We start from the raw sequence: 20,382 nt of genomic DNA, 5'->3' as shown, positions 1-20,382 counted from the left end.
CATCCCGTGGTCGACCTCGCTGCTTCCTCGCTGGAGATCGCTCCGCTGTTGCTGGGCGCGGTGTTCCGCCACGACTCGCCGGCAGGCGCGGTCGCCATCCGCATCACCGAGGTCGAGGCCTACATCGGTGACGGGCTCGATCCGGGATCGCACGCCTTCCGCGGCAAGACCGCCCGCAACTCGGTCATGTACGGCGAGCCGGGCCACCTGTACACGTACTTCACCTACGGGATGCACGTGTGCGCGAACGTGGTCTGCTCGCCGCCGGGCGAAGCGACCGCCGTGCTGCTCCGCGGGGGCGAGGTCGTCGAGGGGATCGACCTGGCACGCGAGCGCCGCACCACGGCGAAGAACGACGCCGAGCTCGCTCGTGGCCCCGCCCGGCTGGTGCGCGCGCTCGGCATCGCGATGGCCGACAACGGAGCGGCGCTCGACCGCGAACCGTTCTCGCTGGAGTTCCCACCCGCCCGCGCCTCCGGCATCGCCACGAGCCTCCGCACCGGGGTGAGCGGAGCCGGCGGCCGGCAGCCGTTCGAGTGGCGCTACTTCTTGGAGGGCGACCCGACCGTCTCGCCCTACAAACGGCATCCGAAGGCGTGACCCGGACCGACCGTCTCCCAGCGCGCTGGTAGGCTCGAATACCGTGTCAGAGTCAGTCACCCCGCCCGTGATCGCGCAGCAGAACGATGCGTCGTTCGACGATGTGTGGGACGAGTTGGTCTATCGCGGCCTGGTGCACGTCTCCACCGATCCGGCGGAGTTGAAGGCGCTGTTGGCGGGCGACTCGATCACCTTCTACTGCGGATTCGACCCCACCGCCCCGAGCCTTCATCTGGGCAACCTGGTGCAATTGCTGGTGATGCGTCGTCTGCAGTTGGCGGGGCACAAGCCGCTCGGCCTGGTAGGCGGATCGACCGGGCTGATCGGCGATCCTCGGCCGAGCGCCGAGCGCACACTCAACACGAAAGACACCGTGGCCGAGTGGGTGGGCTACCTCCAGGGCCAGGTGGCGCGGTTCCTGAGTTTCGACGGCGACAACGCCGCCCGGTTGGTGAACAACCTCGACTGGACGGCGCCGCTCTCGGCCATCGACTTCCTGCGCGACATCGGCAAGCACTTCCGGGTCGGCACGATGCTGAAGAAAGACGCAGTCTCCGCTCGGCTGAACTCGGATGCGGGAATCAGTTACACCGAGTTCAGCTACCAGATCTTGCAGGGGCTCGATTATCTCGAGCTCTACCGGAGCTACGGCTGCGTGTTGCAGACCGGGGGCAGCGACCAATGGGGCAATCTCACGAGCGGCACCGACCTCATCCATCGCGCGGAGCATGTCGGCGTGCACGCCATCGGCACCCCGCTCATCACGAACTCCGACGGCACGAAGTTCGGCAAGAGCGAGGGAAATGCGATCTGGCTCGATCCGGAGCTCACGAGTCCCTACGCGTTCTATCAGTTCTGGCTCAACACCGACGACGCCGACGTGATCGACCGGCTGAAGATCTTCTCGTTCCGGCCGCGTGCCGAGATCGAGCGCCTGGCGCAAGCGGTGGCCGACGAGCCGTTCCGGCGCGAGGCGCAGCGGGCGTTGGCCTACGAGGTGACGGCCTTGGTGCACGGGGTCGCGGCGACGGATGCGGCGATCGCGGCGGCGGCCGCCCTCTTCGGTCAGGGCGAGCTGGCCGAACTGGATGCGGCGACGCTCGGTGCGGCGATCGCCGAACTGCCGAACGTCCCGGTCACCCGGGCGACGACGGTGGTGGAGGCTTTGCTCGACACCGGACTCGTCTCGAGCCTGGGGGAGGGCCGCCGCGCCATCGCGCAAGGCGGGGTCTATCTGAACAACGCGAAGGTGACCGACGAGAGCGCGTCTCTCGGTGGTGCCGCGTTGGCGGGCGGGTTCGCGGTGCTGCGTCGCGGCAAGAAGACTCTCGCCGGCGTCACGATCAGCTGACCGAACCCGCCCGGCCGGTCACCCGACGGTGACGGGGATCGCGGTGTCGGCGCTCACATGCACCGAACCCGGAAGACGGATGAGCGTGAGCTGCGCTTCTTCACGAACCGGCGGCTTCGGGGTGCGCAGCTTCGCCAGGGTCCAGCGCTTGTCATCGCTGAGGTTGGGCGTGGTCGCGAGGCGGTAATCGGCGATCTTCACCGCGGCCTGCAAGGCGATGGCACGGGGGTCGCCCGACTTGCCGACCTCGAGTGACACCGACCGACGCACGATCACGTCGTCGTCTCCGCGCAGGTGCACCGTGAACTGCACCACTCCGGGATCATCGACGCCCGTCGATTGGTGGTAGCCCACTTCCTGGATCCAGGGGTAGCGCACGTGGCCGACCTCGACCTCGCTCTTCTTCGTGCCCGTGGATGCGCGGATCAAGACGCGCGCATCCGTCATCGCGAACGACGAGCCCACGGCGCCGGTGGGCGTTTCCGTGCTGCCGGCGCTCTCATCGACCCGAACGGCGGATGCCGCGTGCCAGACCGGAGCGATGCCGTCCCGGTCTTCTTCGACGATCGTGAACTTCGCGTCCACAGAGGGGTAGAGCGCATCCTGCGCATCACCCGGACCTCGTGTCGCCATTACCGTGTACACCATCAGTGGGTGTTTCCTCTCTTGCGACAATCTGTCCCTTTGAGACTACATCCGCGAGAAATCAGGCCGACACGCCCGGGATGCGTCGCAATTTGCGGCCTCTCGAAACACCCGCGTAATCTACTAACTCGTCACCCCAAAGGTGCGGAAAGCGGAAGAGCTTCCCGGCCTCAAGCGGGGGCCACTTCATCCGCCGAAAGGCACACTCTACCTAGTAGTTCTGTGCCTAGACGCCTAGGATGTAAGACACCCACTCCAGAAGTCTCGAGTTCGGTGCGCAGAGATCTGATCTCACCGCGCAACGGCCGATTTGACATGGGGTTGGGAGCAGGTAATATAGAGAAGTTGCCCGGAACGATGGCTGGAAGGCCTGGTTTTTGGAGCATCCGATCCTTGAGAACTCAACAGCGTGCACAATGTCATATGCCAAAAACCCCGCTTCGGCTTTGGTCGGAGAGGGATTCCTTTTGGGAAACATTTAGAACAACAAAGCAAGTCAGTAATGATTTGTTCTGTCAGTTTCAAACTTGCAGCGCGGTCCGCCTATTCCGGTGGTCGTGTCTGTGCGTAAACATTTACGGAGAGTTTGATCCTGGCTCAGGACGAACGCTGGCGGCGTGCTTAACACATGCAAGTCGAACGGTGAAAGAGGAGCTTGCTTCTCTGGATCAGTGGCGAACGGGTGAGTAACACGTGAGTAACCTGCCCTTGACTCTGGGATAAGCGTTGGAAACGACGTCTAATACCGGATACGAACCGCGAAGGCATCTTCTGCGGTTGGAAAGAATTTCGGTCAAGGATGGACTCGCGGCCTATCAGCTAGTTGGTGAGGTAATGGCCCACCAAGGCGACGACGGGTAGCCGGCCTGAGAGGGTGACCGGCCACACTGGGACTGAGACACGGCCCAGACTCCTACGGGAGGCAGCAGTGGGGAATATTGCACAATGGGCGCAAGCCTGATGCAGCAACGCCGCGTGAGGGATGACGGCCTTCGGGTTGTAAACCTCTTTTAGTAGGGAAGAAGCGAAAGTGACGGTACCTGCAGAAAAAGCACCGGCTAACTACGTGCCAGCAGCCGCGGTAATACGTAGGGTGCAAGCGTTGTCCGGAATTATTGGGCGTAAAGAGCTCGTAGGCGGTTTGTCGCGTCTGCTGTGAAAACTGGAGGCTCAACCTCCAGCCTGCAGTGGGTACGGGCAGACTAGAGTGCGGTAGGGGAGATTGGAATTCCTGGTGTAGCGGTGGAATGCGCAGATATCAGGAGGAACACCGATGGCGAAGGCAGATCTCTGGGCCGTAACTGACGCTGAGGAGCGAAAGCGTGGGGAGCGAACAGGATTAGATACCCTGGTAGTCCACGCCGTAAACGTTGGGAACTAGATGTGGGGACCATTCCACGGTCTCCGTGTCGCAGCTAACGCATTAAGTTCCCCGCCTGGGGAGTACGGCCGCAAGGCTAAAACTCAAAGGAATTGACGGGGGCCCGCACAAGCGGCGGAGCATGCGGATTAATTCGATGCAACGCGAAGAACCTTACCAAGGCTTGACATATACGAGAACGGGCCAGAAATGGTCAACTCTTTGGACACTCGTAAACAGGTGGTGCATGGTTGTCGTCAGCTCGTGTCGTGAGATGTTGGGTTAAGTCCCGCAACGAGCGCAACCCTCGTTCTATGTTGCCAGCACGTAATGGTGGGAACTCATAGGAGACTGCCGGGGTCAACTCGGAGGAAGGTGGGGATGACGTCAAATCATCATGCCCCTTATGTCTTGGGCTTCACGCATGCTACAATGGCCGGTACAAAGGGCTGCAATACCGTAAGGTGGAGCGAATCCCAAAAAGCCGGTCTCAGTTCGGATTGAGGTCTGCAACTCGACCTCATGAAGTCGGAGTCGCTAGTAATCGTGGATCAGCAACGCCACGGTGAATACGTTCCCGGGCCTTGTACACACCGCCCGTCAAGTCATGAAAGTCGGTAACACCCGAAGCCGGTGGCCCAACCCTTGTGGAGGGAGCCGTCGAAGGTGGGATCGGTGATTAGGACTAAGTCGTAACAAGGTAGCCGTACCGGAAGGTGCGGCTGGATCACCTCCTTTCTAAGGAGCACTGGCACTTCGGTGTCCAGGCATGCCAGATCGAGACATACGTTCTCGCTGGTAGCTCATGGGTGGAACATTGACATTGATGCAGCAGGAACCGCGTTAGCGCTAGTACGACTCTTCGGAGTTTGGAACGGGCCGGCACGGGGGTGGTTGCATATGCACGCTGTTGGGTCCTGAGGGACCGGATCTCCTTCGCTTCGGCGGAGGTGGACCAACCTCAGGGCCTTTCGTTGTTTCCCTTTAGATTGAGGGTTGCGCGGAGGGTACCGCCCGTACTTTGAGAACTACACAGTGGACGCGAGCATCTTAGATTCAGGACTTTGTCCTGAATCACAAAGATCAACAAGAACCCTTCGGGGTTCTGTAGATCATTGGTCAATTTTTCTTATGAAAGATCGATTCAAACTCATGTGATTTCAAATTTCTAAGAGCAAACGGTGGATGCCTTGGCATCTGGAGCCGAAGAAGGACGTATAAATCTGCGATAAGCCTCGGGGAGCTGATAATAGAGCTTTGATCCGAGGATTTCCGAATGGGGAAACCCCGCTGGGCCCGTAAGGTGACCCGGTGACTCCCGCCTGAATATATAGGGCGGGTAGAGGGAACGTGGGGAAGTGAAACATCTCAGTACCCACAGGAAGAGAAAGCAAAAGCGATTCCGTTAGTAGTGGCGAGCGAACCCGGAAGAGGCTAAACCGATCATGTGTGATAGCCGGCAGGCGTTGCATGGTCGGGGTTGCGGGACTTTTCTGCTGATTCTGCCGAACAGTGAGCGTTACAACGCAATATAGACGAATGGCATTGAAAGGCCAGTCATAGAGGGTGCCAACCCCGTAGTCGAAATGTTGCAATGGCGCGAAGAGTATCCCAAGTAGCACGGGGCCCGAGAAATCCCGTGTGAATCTGTCAGGACCACCTGATAAGCCTAAATACTCCCAGATGACCGATAGCGGACAAGTACCGTGAGGGAAAGGTGAAAAGTACCCCGGGAGGGGAGTGAAATAGTACCTGAAACCGTTTGCTTACAAACCGTTGGAGCACCCTTGTTGGTGTGACAGCGTGCCTTTTGAAGAATGAGCCTGCGAGTTAGTGATATGTGGCGAGGTTAACCCGTGAGGGGCAGCCGTAGCGAAAGCGAGTCTTAATAGGGCGAGTCAGTCGCATGTTCTAGACCCGAAGCGAAGTGATCTATCCATGGCCAGGTTGAAGCGACGGTAAGACGTCGTGGAGGACCGAACCCACTTCAGTTGAAAATGGAGGGGATGAGCTGTGGATAGGGGTGAAAGGCCAATCAAACTTCGTGATAGCTGGTTCTCTCCGAAATGCATTTAGGTGCAGCGTTGCGTGTTTCTTGCCGGAGGTAGAGCTACTGGATAGCCGATGGGCCCCAAAAGGTTACTGACGTTAGCCAAACTCCGAATGCCGGTAAGTGAGAGCGCAGCAGTGAGACGGTGGGGGATAAGCTTCATCGTCGAGAGGGAAACAACCCAGACCACCAAATAAGGTCCCAAAGCGCGTGCTAAGTGGGAAAGGATGTGGAGTTGCACAGACAACCAGGAGGTTGGCTTAGAAGCAGCCACCCTTGAAAGAGTGCGTAATAGCTCACTGGTCAAGTGATTCCGCGCCGACAATGTAACGGGGCTCAAGCACGCCACCGAATTTGTGGCATTTATGTTAGTGACAGGCCTTCGTGGTCCAGTCGCATAGATGGGTAGGAGAGCGTCGTGTGGCCAGCGAAGCGGCGGTGTAAACCAGCCGTGGAGGCTACACGAGTGAGAATGCAGGCATGAGTAGCGAAAGACGGGTGAGAAACCCGTCCTCCGAAAGACCAAGGGTTCCAGGGCCAGGTTAATCCGCCCTGGGTAAGTCGGGACCTAAGGCGAGGCCGACAGGCGTAGTCGATGGACAACGGGTTGATATTCCCGTACTGACGAAGAACCGCCCAAGCTAATCCAGTAGTGCTAAGAGTCCTAACCCGGACCACTGATCCCCTTCGGGGGTGATGGGACCGGTCTAACGCTCGAACCCGTTCTGGTGCGGTTAGCGTATTAACAGGTGTGACGCAGGAAGGTAGCTGAGCCGGGCGATGGTTGTCCCGGTCTAAGGATGTAGGGCGAACGATAGGCAAATCCGTCGTTCATTAAGCCTGAGACCCGATGGGTAGTCCTCACGGACGAAATCAGTGATCCTATGCTGCCAAGAAAAGCATCGACGCGAGGTTCCAGTCACCCGTACCCCAAACCGACTCAGGTGGTCAGGTAGAGAATACCAAGGAGATCGAGAGAATCGTGGTTAAGGAACTCGGCAAAATGCCCCCGTAACTTCGGGAGAAGGGGGGCCTGAGGCGTGAAGGGATTTACTCCTGGAGCGTTTGAAGGCCGCAGAGACCAGTGGGAAGCGACTGTTTACTAAAAACACAGGTCCGTGCCAAGTCGCAAGACGATGTATACGGACTGACGCCTGCCCGGTGCTGGAAGGTTAAGAGGAACGGTTAGCCGCAAGGCGAAGCTGAGAATTTAAGCCCCAGTAAACGGCGGTGGTAACTATAACCATCCTAAGGTAGCGAAATTCCTTGTCGGGTAAGTTCCGACCTGCACGAATGGCGTAACGACTTCCCAGCTGTCTCAACCGCGAACTCGGCGAAATTGCACTACGAGTAAAGATGCTCGTTACGCGCAGCAGGACGGAAAGACCCCGTGACCTTTACTACAGCTTGGTATTGGTGTTCGGTGTGGCTTGTGTAGGATAGGTGGGAGACTGTGAAGCTTGGACGCTAGTTCAGGTGGAGTCATTGTTGAAATACCACTCTGGTCACTCTGGATATCTAACTTCGAACCGTAATCCGGTTCAGGGACAGTGCCTGGTGGGTAGTTTAACTGGGGCGGTTGCCTCCTAAAAAGTAACGGAGGCGCCCAAAGGTTCCCTCAATCTGGTTGGCAATCAGATGGCGAGTGTAAGTGCACAAGGGAGCTTGACTGTGAGACTGACAAGTCGAGCAGGGACGAAAGTCGGGACTAGTGATCCGGCAGTGGCTTGTGGAAGCGCTGTCGCTCAACGGATAAAAGGTACCTCGGGGATAACAGGCTGATCTTGCCCAAGAGTCCATATCGACGGCATGGTTTGGCACCTCGATGTCGGCTCGTCGCATCCTGGGGCTGGAGTAGGTCCCAAGGGTTGGGCTGTTCGCCCATTAAAGCGGTACGCGAGCTGGGTTTAGAACGTCGTGAGACAGTTCGGTCCCTATCCGCTGCGCGCGTAGGAAATTTGAAAGGATCTGACCCTAGTACGAGAGGACCGGGTTGGACGAACCTCTGGTGTGTCAGTTGTTCCGCCAGGAGCACCGCTGATTAGCTACGTTCGGGATGGATAACCGCTGAAAGCATCTAAGCGGGAAGCCGGCCTTGAGATGAGATTTCCATACCTTCGGGTGAGAGGCTCCCAGCTAGACTACTGGGTTGATAGGCAGGATGTGGAAGCGAGGACTAAAGACTCGTGGAGCTGACCTGTACTAATAAGCCGATAATTTGATAATCACTATCTTCATACCGTTGTAAGGCTGGTATTTAGAGCCAAGATTGCTTGCGTCCACTATGTGGTTCTCGATGTACGGTCGAGAACCGAACAATCAGCAATGATTGCTCGAATTCACTTTGATACATCAATAGTGTTTCGGCGGCCATAGCGAGAGGGAAACGCCCGGTCACATTCCGAACCCGGAAGCTAAGACTCTCTGCGCCGATGGTACTGCAAGGGGGACCTTGTGGGAGAGTAGGACACCGCCGGACTTCTTTGTGAAATGGCCACCCAGCAATGGGTGGCCATTTTGCGTTAAGTCCGTGGTATTTGCAGCCGCCGAATGAGTGCCTGAGGAGGGCCCCATGACCGACAACGATGACGAGAAACGTCGCGACGATCGCGGCGGCGACGCGCGTCCGAAGCGCGATGATGGCGACCGACGCCCTCCCCGCAAAGACGCCGGCTCGGACCGGTCGGCCCGCCCGCACGGTAGTCGGCCTGCGCGTGACGATACCGACAAGCGACCGTTCACGCCGCGCCGTGACAACAGCTCTCGCCCCGATCGCGGCGGACGACCGGACGCCGGTGGTCGGAGCGATCGCAGCGCACGCCCTGAGCGTGCCGGCGCCGCCGATCGCGGTGCTCGTCCCGATCGCGGTGCGCGTCCCGATCGCGGTGCCCGACCTGAGCGCAGCGGCGACCGCAGCGGGCGGCCGGAGCGCGGTGGTTCTGATCGCGGCGGGCGACCTGATCGCGGTGGCCGGCCCTCGAGTGGCGGACCGGGGGAGCGGCGCCTCTGGACCAAGGACGGCAAGCCGGCCCGTAACGACCAGAGCGCATCCCGGTTCGAGCGTCCTCCTCTCACCGAAGAGGAACTGCTCGCACGGGAGCTGCGTTCGGTGCGTCCGCGGCACGACGACCCCGAGATCCCCGACGACGTCGTCGGACGAGATCTCGACAAGGTCGCGCGTATGGAATTGAAGACGCTGAACAAGGAGAACGCCGAGGAAGTCGCTCGGCACCTCGTGATGGCCGGTCGGCTGATCGACGAGAATCCCGAGTTGGCGCACCAGCACGCGATGTCGGCATCCCGGCGCGCGGGAAGGATCGGCGTGGTGCGCGAGACCCTCGCCATCACCGCCTACGCCACCGGCGACTACGCCCTCGCCCTGCGGGAACTTCGCACGTTCCGGCGGATCTCGGGATCGAACGAGCAGCTCGCGTTGATGATCGACAGCGAGCGGGGGATGGGGCGTCCTGAGCGCGCGCTCGAGGCCGGTCGGTCCGTCGAGCGGTCGACGCTCTCGGTGCCGTCGCAGGTGGCTGTCGCGATCGCGATGTCAGGTGCACGACTCGACCTCGGCCAGGCGGATGCCGCACTCACCGAGCTCGAGATCCCTCAGCTGAACCCCGACGTGGCCTATTCCTACAGCCCCGAGCTGTTCGACGCCTATGCCGAGGTGCTCGCGGAGCTGGGACAGGACGAAGAGTCGGCCGAGTGGCGGCAGCGCGCCGAGCGCGCCGACCTCGCCTTGAACGGTGAGCCCGACGACACCATCGAAGTGTTCGAAGAAGACGACGACGAGTCGATTTGACGTCGGGTCTGAGACTGGTTATGGTTGACAAGTTGCCTCGGAGCAACGCGAAACACGAAGAAGCGCGGTGTCCATTACGGGCCCAGCTCTAGGGTGACGCGGCTCCGAAGAACATCTTGATCCTGACCGATGGTGTCATGGTTAGTTTGGCGTGCCGAGATCTTGTCTCGGCGCCGAAAACGGCCGATTTGACATGGGGTTGGGAGCAGGTAATATAGAGAAGTTGCCCGGAACGATGGCTGGAAGGCCTGGTTTTTGGAGCATCCGATCCTTGAGAACTCAACAGCGTGCACAATGTCATATGCCAAAAACCCCGCTTCGGCTTTGGTCGGAGAGGGATTCCTTTTGGGAAACATTTAGAACAACAAAGCAAGTCAGTAATGATTTGTTCTGTCAGTTTCAAACTTGCAGCGCGGTCCGCCTATTCCGGTGGTCGTGTCTGTGCGTAAACATTTACGGAGAGTTTGATCCTGGCTCAGGACGAACGCTGGCGGCGTGCTTAACACATGCAAGTCGAACGGTGAAAGAGGAGCTTGCTTCTCTGGATCAGTGGCGAACGGGTGAGTAACACGTGAGTAACCTGCCCTTGACTCTGGGATAAGCGTTGGAAACGACGTCTAATACCGGATACGAACCGCGAAGGCATCTTCTGCGGTTGGAAAGAATTTCGGTCAAGGATGGACTCGCGGCCTATCAGCTAGTTGGTGAGGTAATGGCCCACCAAGGCGACGACGGGTAGCCGGCCTGAGAGGGTGACCGGCCACACTGGGACTGAGACACGGCCCAGACTCCTACGGGAGGCAGCAGTGGGGAATATTGCACAATGGGCGCAAGCCTGATGCAGCAACGCCGCGTGAGGGATGACGGCCTTCGGGTTGTAAACCTCTTTTAGTAGGGAAGAAGCGAAAGTGACGGTACCTGCAGAAAAAGCACCGGCTAACTACGTGCCAGCAGCCGCGGTAATACGTAGGGTGCAAGCGTTGTCCGGAATTATTGGGCGTAAAGAGCTCGTAGGCGGTTTGTCGCGTCTGCTGTGAAAACTGGAGGCTCAACCTCCAGCCTGCAGTGGGTACGGGCAGACTAGAGTGCGGTAGGGGAGATTGGAATTCCTGGTGTAGCGGTGGAATGCGCAGATATCAGGAGGAACACCGATGGCGAAGGCAGATCTCTGGGCCGTAACTGACGCTGAGGAGCGAAAGCGTGGGGAGCGAACAGGATTAGATACCCTGGTAGTCCACGCCGTAAACGTTGGGAACTAGATGTGGGGACCATTCCACGGTCTCCGTGTCGCAGCTAACGCATTAAGTTCCCCGCCTGGGGAGTACGGCCGCAAGGCTAAAACTCAAAGGAATTGACGGGGGCCCGCACAAGCGGCGGAGCATGCGGATTAATTCGATGCAACGCGAAGAACCTTACCAAGGCTTGACATATACGAGAACGGGCCAGAAATGGTCAACTCTTTGGACACTCGTAAACAGGTGGTGCATGGTTGTCGTCAGCTCGTGTCGTGAGATGTTGGGTTAAGTCCCGCAACGAGCGCAACCCTCGTTCTATGTTGCCAGCACGTAATGGTGGGAACTCATAGGAGACTGCCGGGGTCAACTCGGAGGAAGGTGGGGATGACGTCAAATCATCATGCCCCTTATGTCTTGGGCTTCACGCATGCTACAATGGCCGGTACAAAGGGCTGCAATACCGTAAGGTGGAGCGAATCCCAAAAAGCCGGTCTCAGTTCGGATTGAGGTCTGCAACTCGACCTCATGAAGTCGGAGTCGCTAGTAATCGTGGATCAGCAACGCCACGGTGAATACGTTCCCGGGCCTTGTACACACCGCCCGTCAAGTCATGAAAGTCGGTAACACCCGAAGCCGGTGGCCCAACCCTTGTGGAGGGAGCCGTCGAAGGTGGGATCGGTGATTAGGACTAAGTCGTAACAAGGTAGCCGTACCGGAAGGTGCGGCTGGATCACCTCCTTTCTAAGGAGCACTGGCACTTCGGTGTCCAGGCATGCCAGATCGAGACATACGTTCTCGCTGGTAGCTCATGGGTGGAACATTGACATTGATGCAGCAGGAACCGCGTTAGCGCTAGTACGACTCTTCGGAGTTTGGAACGGGCCGGCACGGGGGTGGTTGCATATGCACGCTGTTGGGTCCTGAGGGACCGGATCTCCTTCGCTTCGGCGGAGGTGGACCAACCTCAGGGCCTTTCGTTGTTTCCCTTTAGATTGAGGGTTGCGCGGAGGGTACCGCCCGTACTTTGAGAACTACACAGTGGACGCGAGCATCTTAGATTCAGGACTTTGTCCTGAATCACAAAGATCAACAAGAACCCTTCGGGGTTCTGTAGATCATTGGTCAATTTTTCTTATGAAAGATCGATTCAAACTCATGTGATTTCAAATTTCTAAGAGCAAACGGTGGATGCCTTGGCATCTGGAGCCGAAGAAGGACGTATAAATCTGCGATAAGCCTCGGGGAGCTGATAATAGAGCTTTGATCCGAGGATTTCCGAATGGGGAAACCCCGCTGGGCCCGTAAGGTGACCCGGTGACTCCCGCCTGAATATATAGGGCGGGTAGAGGGAACGTGGGGAAGTGAAACATCTCAGTACCCACAGGAAGAGAAAGCAAAAGCGATTCCGTTAGTAGTGGCGAGCGAACCCGGAAGAGGCTAAACCGATCATGTGTGATAGCCGGCAGGCGTTGCATGGTCGGGGTTGCGGGACTTTTCTGCTGATTCTGCCGAACAGTGAGCGTTACAACGCAATATAGACGAATGGCATTGAAAGGCCAGTCATAGAGGGTGCCAACCCCGTAGTCGAAATGTTGCAATGGCGCGAAGAGTATCCCAAGTAGCACGGGGCCCGAGAAATCCCGTGTGAATCTGTCAGGACCACCTGATAAGCCTAAATACTCCCAGATGACCGATAGCGGACAAGTACCGTGAGGGAAAGGTGAAAAGTACCCCGGGAGGGGAGTGAAATAGTACCTGAAACCGTTTGCTTACAAACCGTTGGAGCACCCTTGTTGGTGTGACAGCGTGCCTTTTGAAGAATGAGCCTGCGAGTTAGTGATATGTGGCGAGGTTAACCCGTGAGGGGCAGCCGTAGCGAAAGCGAGTCTTAATAGGGCGAGTCAGTCGCATGTTCTAGACCCGAAGCGAAGTGATCTATCCATGGCCAGGTTGAAGCGACGGTAAGACGTCGTGGAGGACCGAACCCACTTCAGTTGAAAATGGAGGGGATGAGCTGTGGATAGGGGTGAAAGGCCAATCAAACTTCGTGATAGCTGGTTCTCTCCGAAATGCATTTAGGTGCAGCGTTGCGTGTTTCTTGCCGGAGGTAGAGCTACTGGATAGCCGATGGGCCCCAAAAGGTTACTGACGTTAGCCAAACTCCGAATGCCGGTAAGTGAGAGCGCAGCAGTGAGACGGTGGGGGATAAGCTTCATCGTCGAGAGGGAAACAACCCAGACCACCAAATAAGGTCCCAAAGCGCGTGCTAAGTGGGAAAGGATGTGGAGTTGCACAGACAACCAGGAGGTTGGCTTAGAAGCAGCCACCCTTGAAAGAGTGCGTAATAGCTCACTGGTCAAGTGATTCCGCGCCGACAATGTAACGGGGCTCAAGCACGCCACCGAATTTGTGGCATTTATGTTAGTGACAGGCCTTCGTGGTCCAGTCGCATAGATGGGTAGGAGAGCGTCGTGTGGCCAGCGAAGCGGCGGTGTAAACCAGCCGTGGAGGCTACACGAGTGAGAATGCAGGCATGAGTAGCGAAAGACGGGTGAGAAACCCGTCCTCCGAAAGACCAAGGGTTCCAGGGCCAGGTTAATCCGCCCTGGGTAAGTCGGGACCTAAGGCGAGGCCGACAGGCGTAGTCGATGGACAACGGGTTGATATTCCCGTACTGACGAAGAACCGCCCAAGCTAATCCAGTAGTGCTAAGAGTCCTAACCCGGACCACTGATCCCCTTCGGGGGTGATGGGACCGGTCTAACGCTCGAACCCGTTCTGGTGCGGTTAGCGTATTAACAGGTGTGACGCAGGAAGGTAGCTGAGCCGGGCGATGGTTGTCCCGGTCTAAGGATGTAGGGCGAACGATAGGCAAATCCGTCGTTCATTAAGCCTGAGACCCGATGGGTAGTCCTCACGGACGAAATCAGTGATCCTATGCTGCCAAGAAAAGCATCGACGCGAGGTTCCAGTCACCCGTACCCCAAACCGACTCAGGTGGTCAGGTAGAGAATACCAAGGAGATCGAGAGAATCGTGGTTAAGGAACTCGGCAAAATGCCCCCGTAACTTCGGGAGAAGGGGGGCCTGAGGCGTGAAGGGATTTACTCCTGGAGCGTTTGAAGGCCGCAGAGACCAGTGGGAAGCGACTGTTTACTAAAAACACAGGTCCGTGCCAAGTCGCAAGACGATGTATACGGACTGACGCCTGCCCGGTGCTGGAAGGTTAAGAGGAACGGTTAGCCGCAAGGCGAAGCTGAGAATTTAAGCCCCAGTAAACGGCGGTGGTAACTATAACCATCCTAAGGTAGCGAAATTCCTTGTCGGGTAAGTTCCGACCTGCACGAATGGCGTAACGACTTCCCAGCTGTCTCAACCGCGAACTCGGCGAAATTGCACTACGAGTAAAGATGCTCGTTACGCGCAGCAGGACGGAAAGACCCCGTGACCTTTACTACAGCTTGGTATTGGTGTTCGGTGTGGCTTGTGTAGGATAGGTGGGAGACTGTGAAGCTTGGACGCTAGTTCAGGTGGAGTCATTGTTGAAATACCACTCTGGTCACTCTGGATATCTAACTTCGAACCGTAATCCGGTTCAGGGACAGTGCCTGGTGGGTAGTTTAACTGGGGCGGTTGCCTCCTAAAAAGTAACGGAGGCGCCCAAAGGTTCCCTCAATCTGGTTGGCAATCAGATGGCGAGTGTAAGTGCACAAGGGAGCTTGACTGTGAGACTGACAAGTCGAGCAGGGACGAAAGTCGGGACTAGTGATCCGGCAGTGGCTTGTGGAAGCGCTGTCGCTCAACGGATAAAAGGTACCTCGGGGATAACAGGCTGATCTTGCCCAAGAGTCCATATCGACGGCATGGTTTGGCACCTCGATGTCGGCTCGTCGCATCCTGGGGCTGGAGTAGGTCCCAAGGGTTGGGCTGTTCGCCCATTAAAGCGGTACGCGAGCTGGGTTTAGAACGTCGTGAGACAGTTCGGTCCCTATCCGCTGCGCGCGTAGGAAATTTGAAAGGATCTGACCCTAGTACGAGAGGACCGGGTTGGACGAACCTCTGGTGTGTCAGTTGTTCCGCCAGGAGCACCGCTGATTAGCTACGTTCGGGATGGATAACCGCTGAAAGCATCTAAGCGGGAAGCCGGCCTTGAGATGAGATTTCCATACCTTCGGGTGAGAGGCTCCCAGCTAGACTACTGGGTTGATAGGCAGGATGTGGAAGCGAGGACTAAAGACTCGTGGAGCTGACCTGTACTAATAAGCCGATAATTTGATAATCACTATCTTCATACCGTTGTAAGGCTGGTATTTAGAGCCAAGATTGCTTGCGTCCACTATGTGGTTCTCGATGTACGGTCGAGAACCGAACAATCAGCAATGATTGCTCGAATTCACTTTGATACATCAATAGTGTTTCGGCGGCCATAGCGAGAGGGAAACGCCCGGTCACATTCCGAACCCGGAAGCTAAGACTCTCTGCGCCGATGGTACTGCAAGGGGGACCTTGTGGGAGAGTAGGACACCGCCGGACTTCTTTGTGAAATGGCCACCCAGCAATGGGTGGCCATTTTGCGTTAACGCGAGGAAGAGGACGATGGGTCTGTTCGGAACGAAGAAGACGGAGCCGATGCTCCCGCTCGACGGTGTCGACGCCGTTCTCGCCGATCTCGACGGCGTGGTCTATCAAGGCCCCACGGCCATCCCGTATGCGGTCGACGCATTGTCGCGTGTGGCATCCGAGGGTCTTCGCACCGGCTTCATCACCAACAATGCGTCGCGCACCGACGCGCAGGTGGCGGAGCACCTCAGCAGCTTCGGGCTGACCGTGGCTCCGGAAGACGTCGTGACGTCGCCGCAGGCGGCCATGCGCATCCTGGTCACGCTCATCGACCCCGGAGCGACCGTGCTCGTGGTGGGGGGAATCGGTCTCGTGTCCGAGGTGGAGAAGGCCGGATTCGTCGTGACCCGATCGGCATCCGATCGCCCCGCCGCCGTGGTGCAGGGATTCGCGCCCGAGGTGGGGTGGACGCAGCTGGCCGAGGCGAGCTTCGCGCTGCACGACCCGGCCGTGCACTGGGTGGCCACCAACACCGACTGGACCATTCCGGTGGCCGGCGGTATCGCCCCCGGCAACGGCACGCTGGTGTCGGCGGTGCACACAGCCGTCGGACGGCTGCCCGTGGTGGCGGGCAAACCCGAGGCGCCGATCTTCGAAGTGGCCCTTGCGCGGTTCGGAGCCGAGAACGCAGCGTTCATCGGTGACCGCCTGGACACCGACACCTTGGGCGCCAAGCGCGCCGGGCTGCGGGCGATCCACGTGCTCACCGGCATCGACCGGGCGAAGCAGGTGCTCGCCGCGCCGGCGGGCTCCCGCCCCGACTTCATCCTGGCGGATCTGCGTCAGTTGTTCGATCCGTACCCCGCCACGGTGACCTCGAAGGACGGCTCGGAGACCTCGGTGGGCGCATCCGTCGTGCGGATGAAGGGACACGTGGTGCGCGTGGTGAAGACCGGCGACTCGCCCACCGATCTGGTGCGCGCGGGCTCCGCGGCGATCTGGAACTCGGGCCTGTCGATCCACGCGCTCGACGTCGACCCTGCGCTCTACAGCTGACCGGACGCCCGCCCGTCCCGGTGCCGCAGCCGGATGCGCACGGTACGCTGGGCAGGTGAACACAGACGACGTCGACAACGATGCCGCACTGGTTCCGCGGCTCCGCGTCATCGAGGAACAGCCCCTGGACCAGCGTGCGATCGCATACGCCCAAGTGCACGAAGAATTGAAAGCCCGCCTCGAGGGCGGGGACGCGTCGCCGTCGGATGGGTAGTGCTCGTCTGGATGCCGTGGTCGCCGCTCGCGGCCTGGCCCGGTCGCGCACCCATGCTGCGCGTCTGATCGCCAACGGTTACGTGCGTGTCGACGGGACGCCGCAGGTCAAGGCCTCGTTCCCCGTGAGCGAGGAACAAACCGTGACCGTCGACGCGGTCGACCGTTACGTGAGCCGCGGCGCGAACAAGCTGATCGCGGCGCTCGACGCCTTCTCCGGTGTGCGCGTCGACGGCGTGCTGGCGCTGGACGCCGGTGCCTCCACCGGAGGTTTCACCCAGGTGCTGCTGGAGCGCGGCGCCGAAAGGGTGATCGCGGCCGATGTGGGGCACGATCAGCTCGATCCGATCATCGCCCGCGACCCGCGTGTCATTGCGGTGGAGGGTTTCAATCTGCGGTTCGCCACCCCGGAAACCCTCGCCGGCGCATCCGGGATCGACCGGCCGGTCGACCTCGTGGTGGGCGACCTCTCGTTCATCTCGCTCGGGCTGGTGCTGGAGCCGCTGCGGTCGGTCGCCCGGCCCGACGCGGACTTCGTGTTGCTGGTGAAGCCGCAGTTCGAGGTCGGCCGCACGGGTGTGAAAGAGGGCATCGTGCGGAACGCCGCACTCCGCGCCGACGCGGTGACCAACGTGCTGTGGGCCGCGTACGACCTCGGGTTATCCACAGCCGGCCTGATCCCCTCCCCAATTGCCGGCGGTGCCGGGAATCTGGAGTACCTGGTCTGGTTCAATCAGGATGTCGGTTCCCATCCGACAGAATGGTTGGGACGAGTCACCGAGATGACAGGAGCGTGATGCGTGTCTGCTGAGCGATACATGCTGGTCGTTCTGCACACCGGGCGTCACGACTCCGTCGTGGCCGCGCAGAGCGTGTGCCAGCAATTGCGGGGCGCCGGGGTGACTCCGGTGATCGGTCCGCTCGACGAGAACGACCAAACGGAGGCGCTCGCCGATCTGGGGTCGTTCGAGACCCTCGGTTCGGGCGTGACCGTGTTCGACCTCGAGCTCGTGATCGTGCTCGGCGGCGACGGCACCATCCTGCGGGCGGCCGAACTCGTGCGCGGCTCGACCGTCCCGCTGCTCGGGGTGAACCTCGGGCACGTGGGGTTTCTCGCCGAGAGTGATCGCGAAGACCTCACCGAGACCGTGAACCGTGCGCTCGGGCGCGACTACCTGGTGGAAGAGCGGATGACGTTGGCGGTGCGGGTGAAGGTCGATTCCGAAGTCGTCTACGAGACCTGGGCACTCAACGAGGCCACCGTCGAGAAGGCGAGTCGCGAACGCATGCTCGAGGTCGTGGTGGAGGTCGACGGGCGCCCGTTGTCGAGCTTCGGCTGCGACGGCGTGGTGATGTCGACTCCCACCGGGTCGACCGCCTACTCTTTCTCGGCCGGCGGGCCGGTGGTGTGGCCGAGCCTCGACGCGCTGCTGATGGTGCCGCTCAGTCCGCACGCGCTGTTCGCGCGCCCACTGGTCGTCGGACCGAATTCCGCGCTCGCGGTGGAGGTACTCGACCGCACCCAGGGCGGCGCCGTGCTCTGGGCCGACGGCCGCCGGATGTGGGATCTGCCGAAAGGCGCGCGCGTGGTGGTGCGCCGCTCGCCGACGCCGGTGCGCCTCGCGCGGTTGCACATGGCGCCGTTCACCGATCGCCTGGTGCGCAAGTTCAATCTGCCCGTGAACGGGTGGCGGGGGCCGATGGATCGTGATTGAGGAACTGTCGATCAGAGACCTCGGCGTGATCGGCGAAGCCGTGCTGCCGCTCGGCCCGGGGTTCACCGCCGTCACCGGCGAGACCGGCGCGGGCAAGACCATGGTGGTGTCGGCGCTCGGGCTGCTGTTCGGCGAGCGTGCCGACACGGGGTCGATTCGCAAGGGAGCGGGGCAGGCCTGGATCGAGGGCCGCATCCTGGTGGGTCGTGATGGAGTCGTCGCGGATCGCGTGCGGGAGGTGGGAGGAGACCTCGACGACGCCGGCGATATCGGCGACGCCGAGGTCATCCTGTCGCGCTCCGTCTCGGCCGAGGGGCGCAGCCGTGCAGTCGTGGGCGGCCGGTCGGCGCCGATCAGCGTGCTCTCCGAGCTCGGCAGCGCCCTGGTCGTGGTGCACGGCCAATCCGACCAGCTCCGCTTGAAGAGCCAGTCAGCCCAGCGCGGAGCGCTCGACAGTTTCGCCGGACCAGCGCTCGCCGAACGCGTGACCGAATACCGGAGTCTCTACGAGTCGTGGCAGGCGCACAGTTCCGAGATCGACGCACTCGTGACCGAGCGCTCGTCGCGCCTGCGCGAAGCCGAACAACTCCGGGCGGCCATCGACGAGATCTCGGCAGTCGCGCCCGTCGAGGGCGAAGACGCTGAGCTGGCCGATCTGGCGGGGCGCCTGACGAACCTCGAAGACCTGCGGTTGGCGGCCGCCGAGGCGCGGGAGGGCATCTCGAGCGAAACGGGCGACGGACCGGACACAGTCGGGCTGATCGACGCCGCGTTGCGGAGCCTCGAACGGGTGGCCCACCATGACACGGCGCTCGCGCCCATCGTCGAAGCTCTCGCGAATGCGAGTTTCATCGTGTCCGACATCTCCACTCAGCTGGCCAGTTACGTGTCAGGGCTCGAAACCGATGAAGTGGGCGAACTCGACCGCGTGCAGGAACGACGCGCCCAGCTGACGGTGCTGACCCGCAAGTACGGTCCCGAACTCTCCGATGTGCTCGCCTTCACCGCCGAGGCGGAGCCGCGCCTGCTCGAACTCGACTCCGACTCCGATCGCATCGAACAGCTCTCGGCGCTGGTCGACGACGAGTACGCCGAGCTGACGCGGATCGCCGACGACCTCAGCGCGCTGCGCAGTGACGCGGGGGAGAGGCTCTCGACTGCCGTCACCGACGAGTTGGGCGCGCTCGCGATGCCGAACGCGCGGTTCGTGGTGGAGGTGCAGCAGCGCGACGACCTCGGCTCCACCGGGCGCGACCTCGTGCAGTTCTTGCTCCGTGCGCACGAGGGCAGCGAGCCGCGGCCGCTCAACAAAGGGGCCTCCGGCGGCGAGCTCTCGCGGGTGATGCTCGCGATCGAGGTCGTGCTGGCAGCGGCCGATCCCGTGCCGACCTTCGTCTTCGACGAGGTGGATGCGGGGGTGGGCGGCGCCTCAGCGATCGAGATCGGGCGGCGCCTGGCCGTGCTCGCGCGATCGTCGCAGGTGATCGTGGTGACGCACCTGGCGCAGGTGGCCGCGTTCGCCACCAACCACCTGCGGGTGGAGAAAGACCAGGACGGTCCGGTGACGGCGAGCAACGTCGTTCAGCTCGCCGGCGACGACCGCCTCGCGGAGATGGCGCGGCTGCTCTCCGGGCTGCCTGACTCGGAATCAGGGCTCGCCCACGCCGCGGAACTTCTCTCAACGGCGGAGAGCCTCGCCGCGGCGCGTGGATGAACCCGATGTCACGCTGATTCTGCGATGACTCCTCGATTGCCCTTGTGCCACACTGTAGCCACCTAGGGGGTTGAAGGGG

General features: G+C 60.2%; 9 protein-coding genes and 6 rRNA genes. 14 read left to right on the top strand and 1 reads right to left on the bottom strand.

All coding sequences use genetic code 11. The annotated features are described in order from the left end of the window. The first annotated feature begins 6 nt into the window (after window positions 1–6). Entirely contained in the window at window positions 7–600 is a 594-nt protein-coding gene (locus tag N1027_RS19100; RefSeq protein WP_259510259.1) for a DNA-3-methyladenine glycosylase, read from the top strand. A 43-nt stretch (window positions 601–643) separates the two neighbouring features. Continuing rightward, window positions 644–1,951: a tyrosine--tRNA ligase gene (tyrS, locus tag N1027_RS19095; RefSeq protein WP_259510258.1), complete on the top strand. Its 1,308-nt coding sequence runs from the start codon at window positions 644–646 to the stop codon at window positions 1,949–1,951. Window positions 1,952–1,969: 18 nt separating this feature from the next. Here tyrS and N1027_RS19090 read toward each other — a convergent pair whose 3' ends face one another. Then, on the bottom strand, window positions 1,970–2,599 hold the full coding sequence (locus N1027_RS19090) for a hypothetical protein (RefSeq protein WP_259510256.1): 630 nt from the start codon (window positions 2,597–2,599) through the stop codon (window positions 1,970–1,972). Window positions 2,600–3,170: 571 nt separating this feature from the next. Between N1027_RS19090 and N1027_RS19085 the strand changes: the two genes are divergently transcribed. The 12 genes from N1027_RS19085 (at window position 3,171) to recN (ending at window position 20,303) form a co-directional block, all read left to right on the top strand. Continuing rightward, window positions 3,171–4,694: ribosomal RNA gene (locus N1027_RS19085) — 16S ribosomal RNA — on the top strand. A gap of 420 nt (window positions 4,695–5,114) precedes the next feature. Further along, window positions 5,115–8,232, top strand: a 23S ribosomal RNA gene (locus N1027_RS19080). 136 nt (window positions 8,233–8,368) lie between these two features. Next, a 5S ribosomal RNA gene (rrf, locus tag N1027_RS19075) occupies window positions 8,369–8,485 on the top strand. Window positions 8,486–8,578: 93 nt separating this feature from the next. Next, a complete protein-coding gene (locus N1027_RS19070; protein WP_259510248.1) occupies window positions 8,579–9,811 on the top strand; it encodes a tetratricopeptide repeat protein in 1,233 nt (410 codons plus the stop codon). Window positions 9,812–10,263: 452 nt separating this feature from the next. After that, window positions 10,264–11,787: ribosomal RNA gene (locus N1027_RS19065) — 16S ribosomal RNA — on the top strand. Between the two features lie 420 nt (window positions 11,788–12,207). Beyond that, window positions 12,208–15,325, top strand: a 23S ribosomal RNA gene (locus tag N1027_RS19060). A 136-nt stretch (window positions 15,326–15,461) separates the two neighbouring features. Further along, window positions 15,462–15,578, top strand: a 5S ribosomal RNA gene (gene rrf, locus N1027_RS19055). The 16S, 23S and 5S rRNA genes sit together here, the layout of an rRNA operon. Before the next feature lie 63 nt (window positions 15,579–15,641). Continuing rightward, window positions 15,642–16,661, top strand: a complete 1,020-nt coding sequence (locus tag N1027_RS19050; protein WP_259510246.1) for an HAD-IIA family hydrolase — start codon at window positions 15,642–15,644, stop codon at window positions 16,659–16,661. A 55-nt stretch (window positions 16,662–16,716) separates the two neighbouring features. Further along, window positions 16,717–16,875, top strand: a complete 159-nt coding sequence (locus N1027_RS19045; protein ID WP_259510243.1) for a hypothetical protein — start codon at window positions 16,717–16,719, stop codon at window positions 16,873–16,875. Then, complete coding sequence (locus tag N1027_RS19040) at window positions 16,868–17,671, top strand: TlyA family RNA methyltransferase (RefSeq protein ID WP_259510240.1); 804 nt, start codon at window positions 16,868–16,870, stop codon at window positions 17,669–17,671. The genes N1027_RS19045 and N1027_RS19040 overlap by 8 nt, the downstream gene beginning before the upstream one ends. A gap of 3 nt (window positions 17,672–17,674) precedes the next feature. Next, window positions 17,675–18,589: an NAD kinase gene (locus tag N1027_RS19035; RefSeq protein WP_308199809.1), complete on the top strand. Its 915-nt coding sequence runs from the start codon at window positions 17,675–17,677 to the stop codon at window positions 18,587–18,589. Further along, entirely contained in the window at window positions 18,582–20,303 is a 1,722-nt protein-coding gene (gene recN / locus N1027_RS19030; protein WP_259510238.1) for a DNA repair protein RecN, read from the top strand. The genes N1027_RS19035 and recN overlap by 8 nt, the downstream gene beginning before the upstream one ends. Window positions 20,304–20,382 lie beyond the last annotated feature (79 nt).

Source organism: Herbiconiux aconitum, assembly GCF_024979235.1.
GTDB lineage: Bacteria > Actinomycetota > Actinomycetes > Actinomycetales > Microbacteriaceae > Herbiconiux > Herbiconiux aconitum.
The sequence above is the reverse complement of the archived record's forward strand: the minus strand, read 5'-3'. Positions and strand labels throughout refer to the sequence as shown.

Bases quoted from the DNA above. Each gene is read 5' to 3' on its own strand.
- N1027_RS19090 (WP_259510256.1), bottom strand. From the start codon at position 2,599: ATGGTGTACACGGTAATGGCGACACGAGGTCCGGGTGATGCGCAGGAT.
- N1027_RS19070 (WP_259510248.1), top strand. From the start codon at position 8,579: ATGACCGACAACGATGACGAGAAACGTCGCGACGATCGCGGCGGCGAC.
- N1027_RS19050 (WP_259510246.1), top strand. From the start codon at position 15,642: ATGGGTCTGTTCGGAACGAAGAAGACGGAGCCGATGCTCCCGCTCGAC.
- N1027_RS19040 (WP_259510240.1), top strand. From the start codon at position 16,868: ATGGGTAGTGCTCGTCTGGATGCCGTGGTCGCCGCTCGCGGCCTGGCC.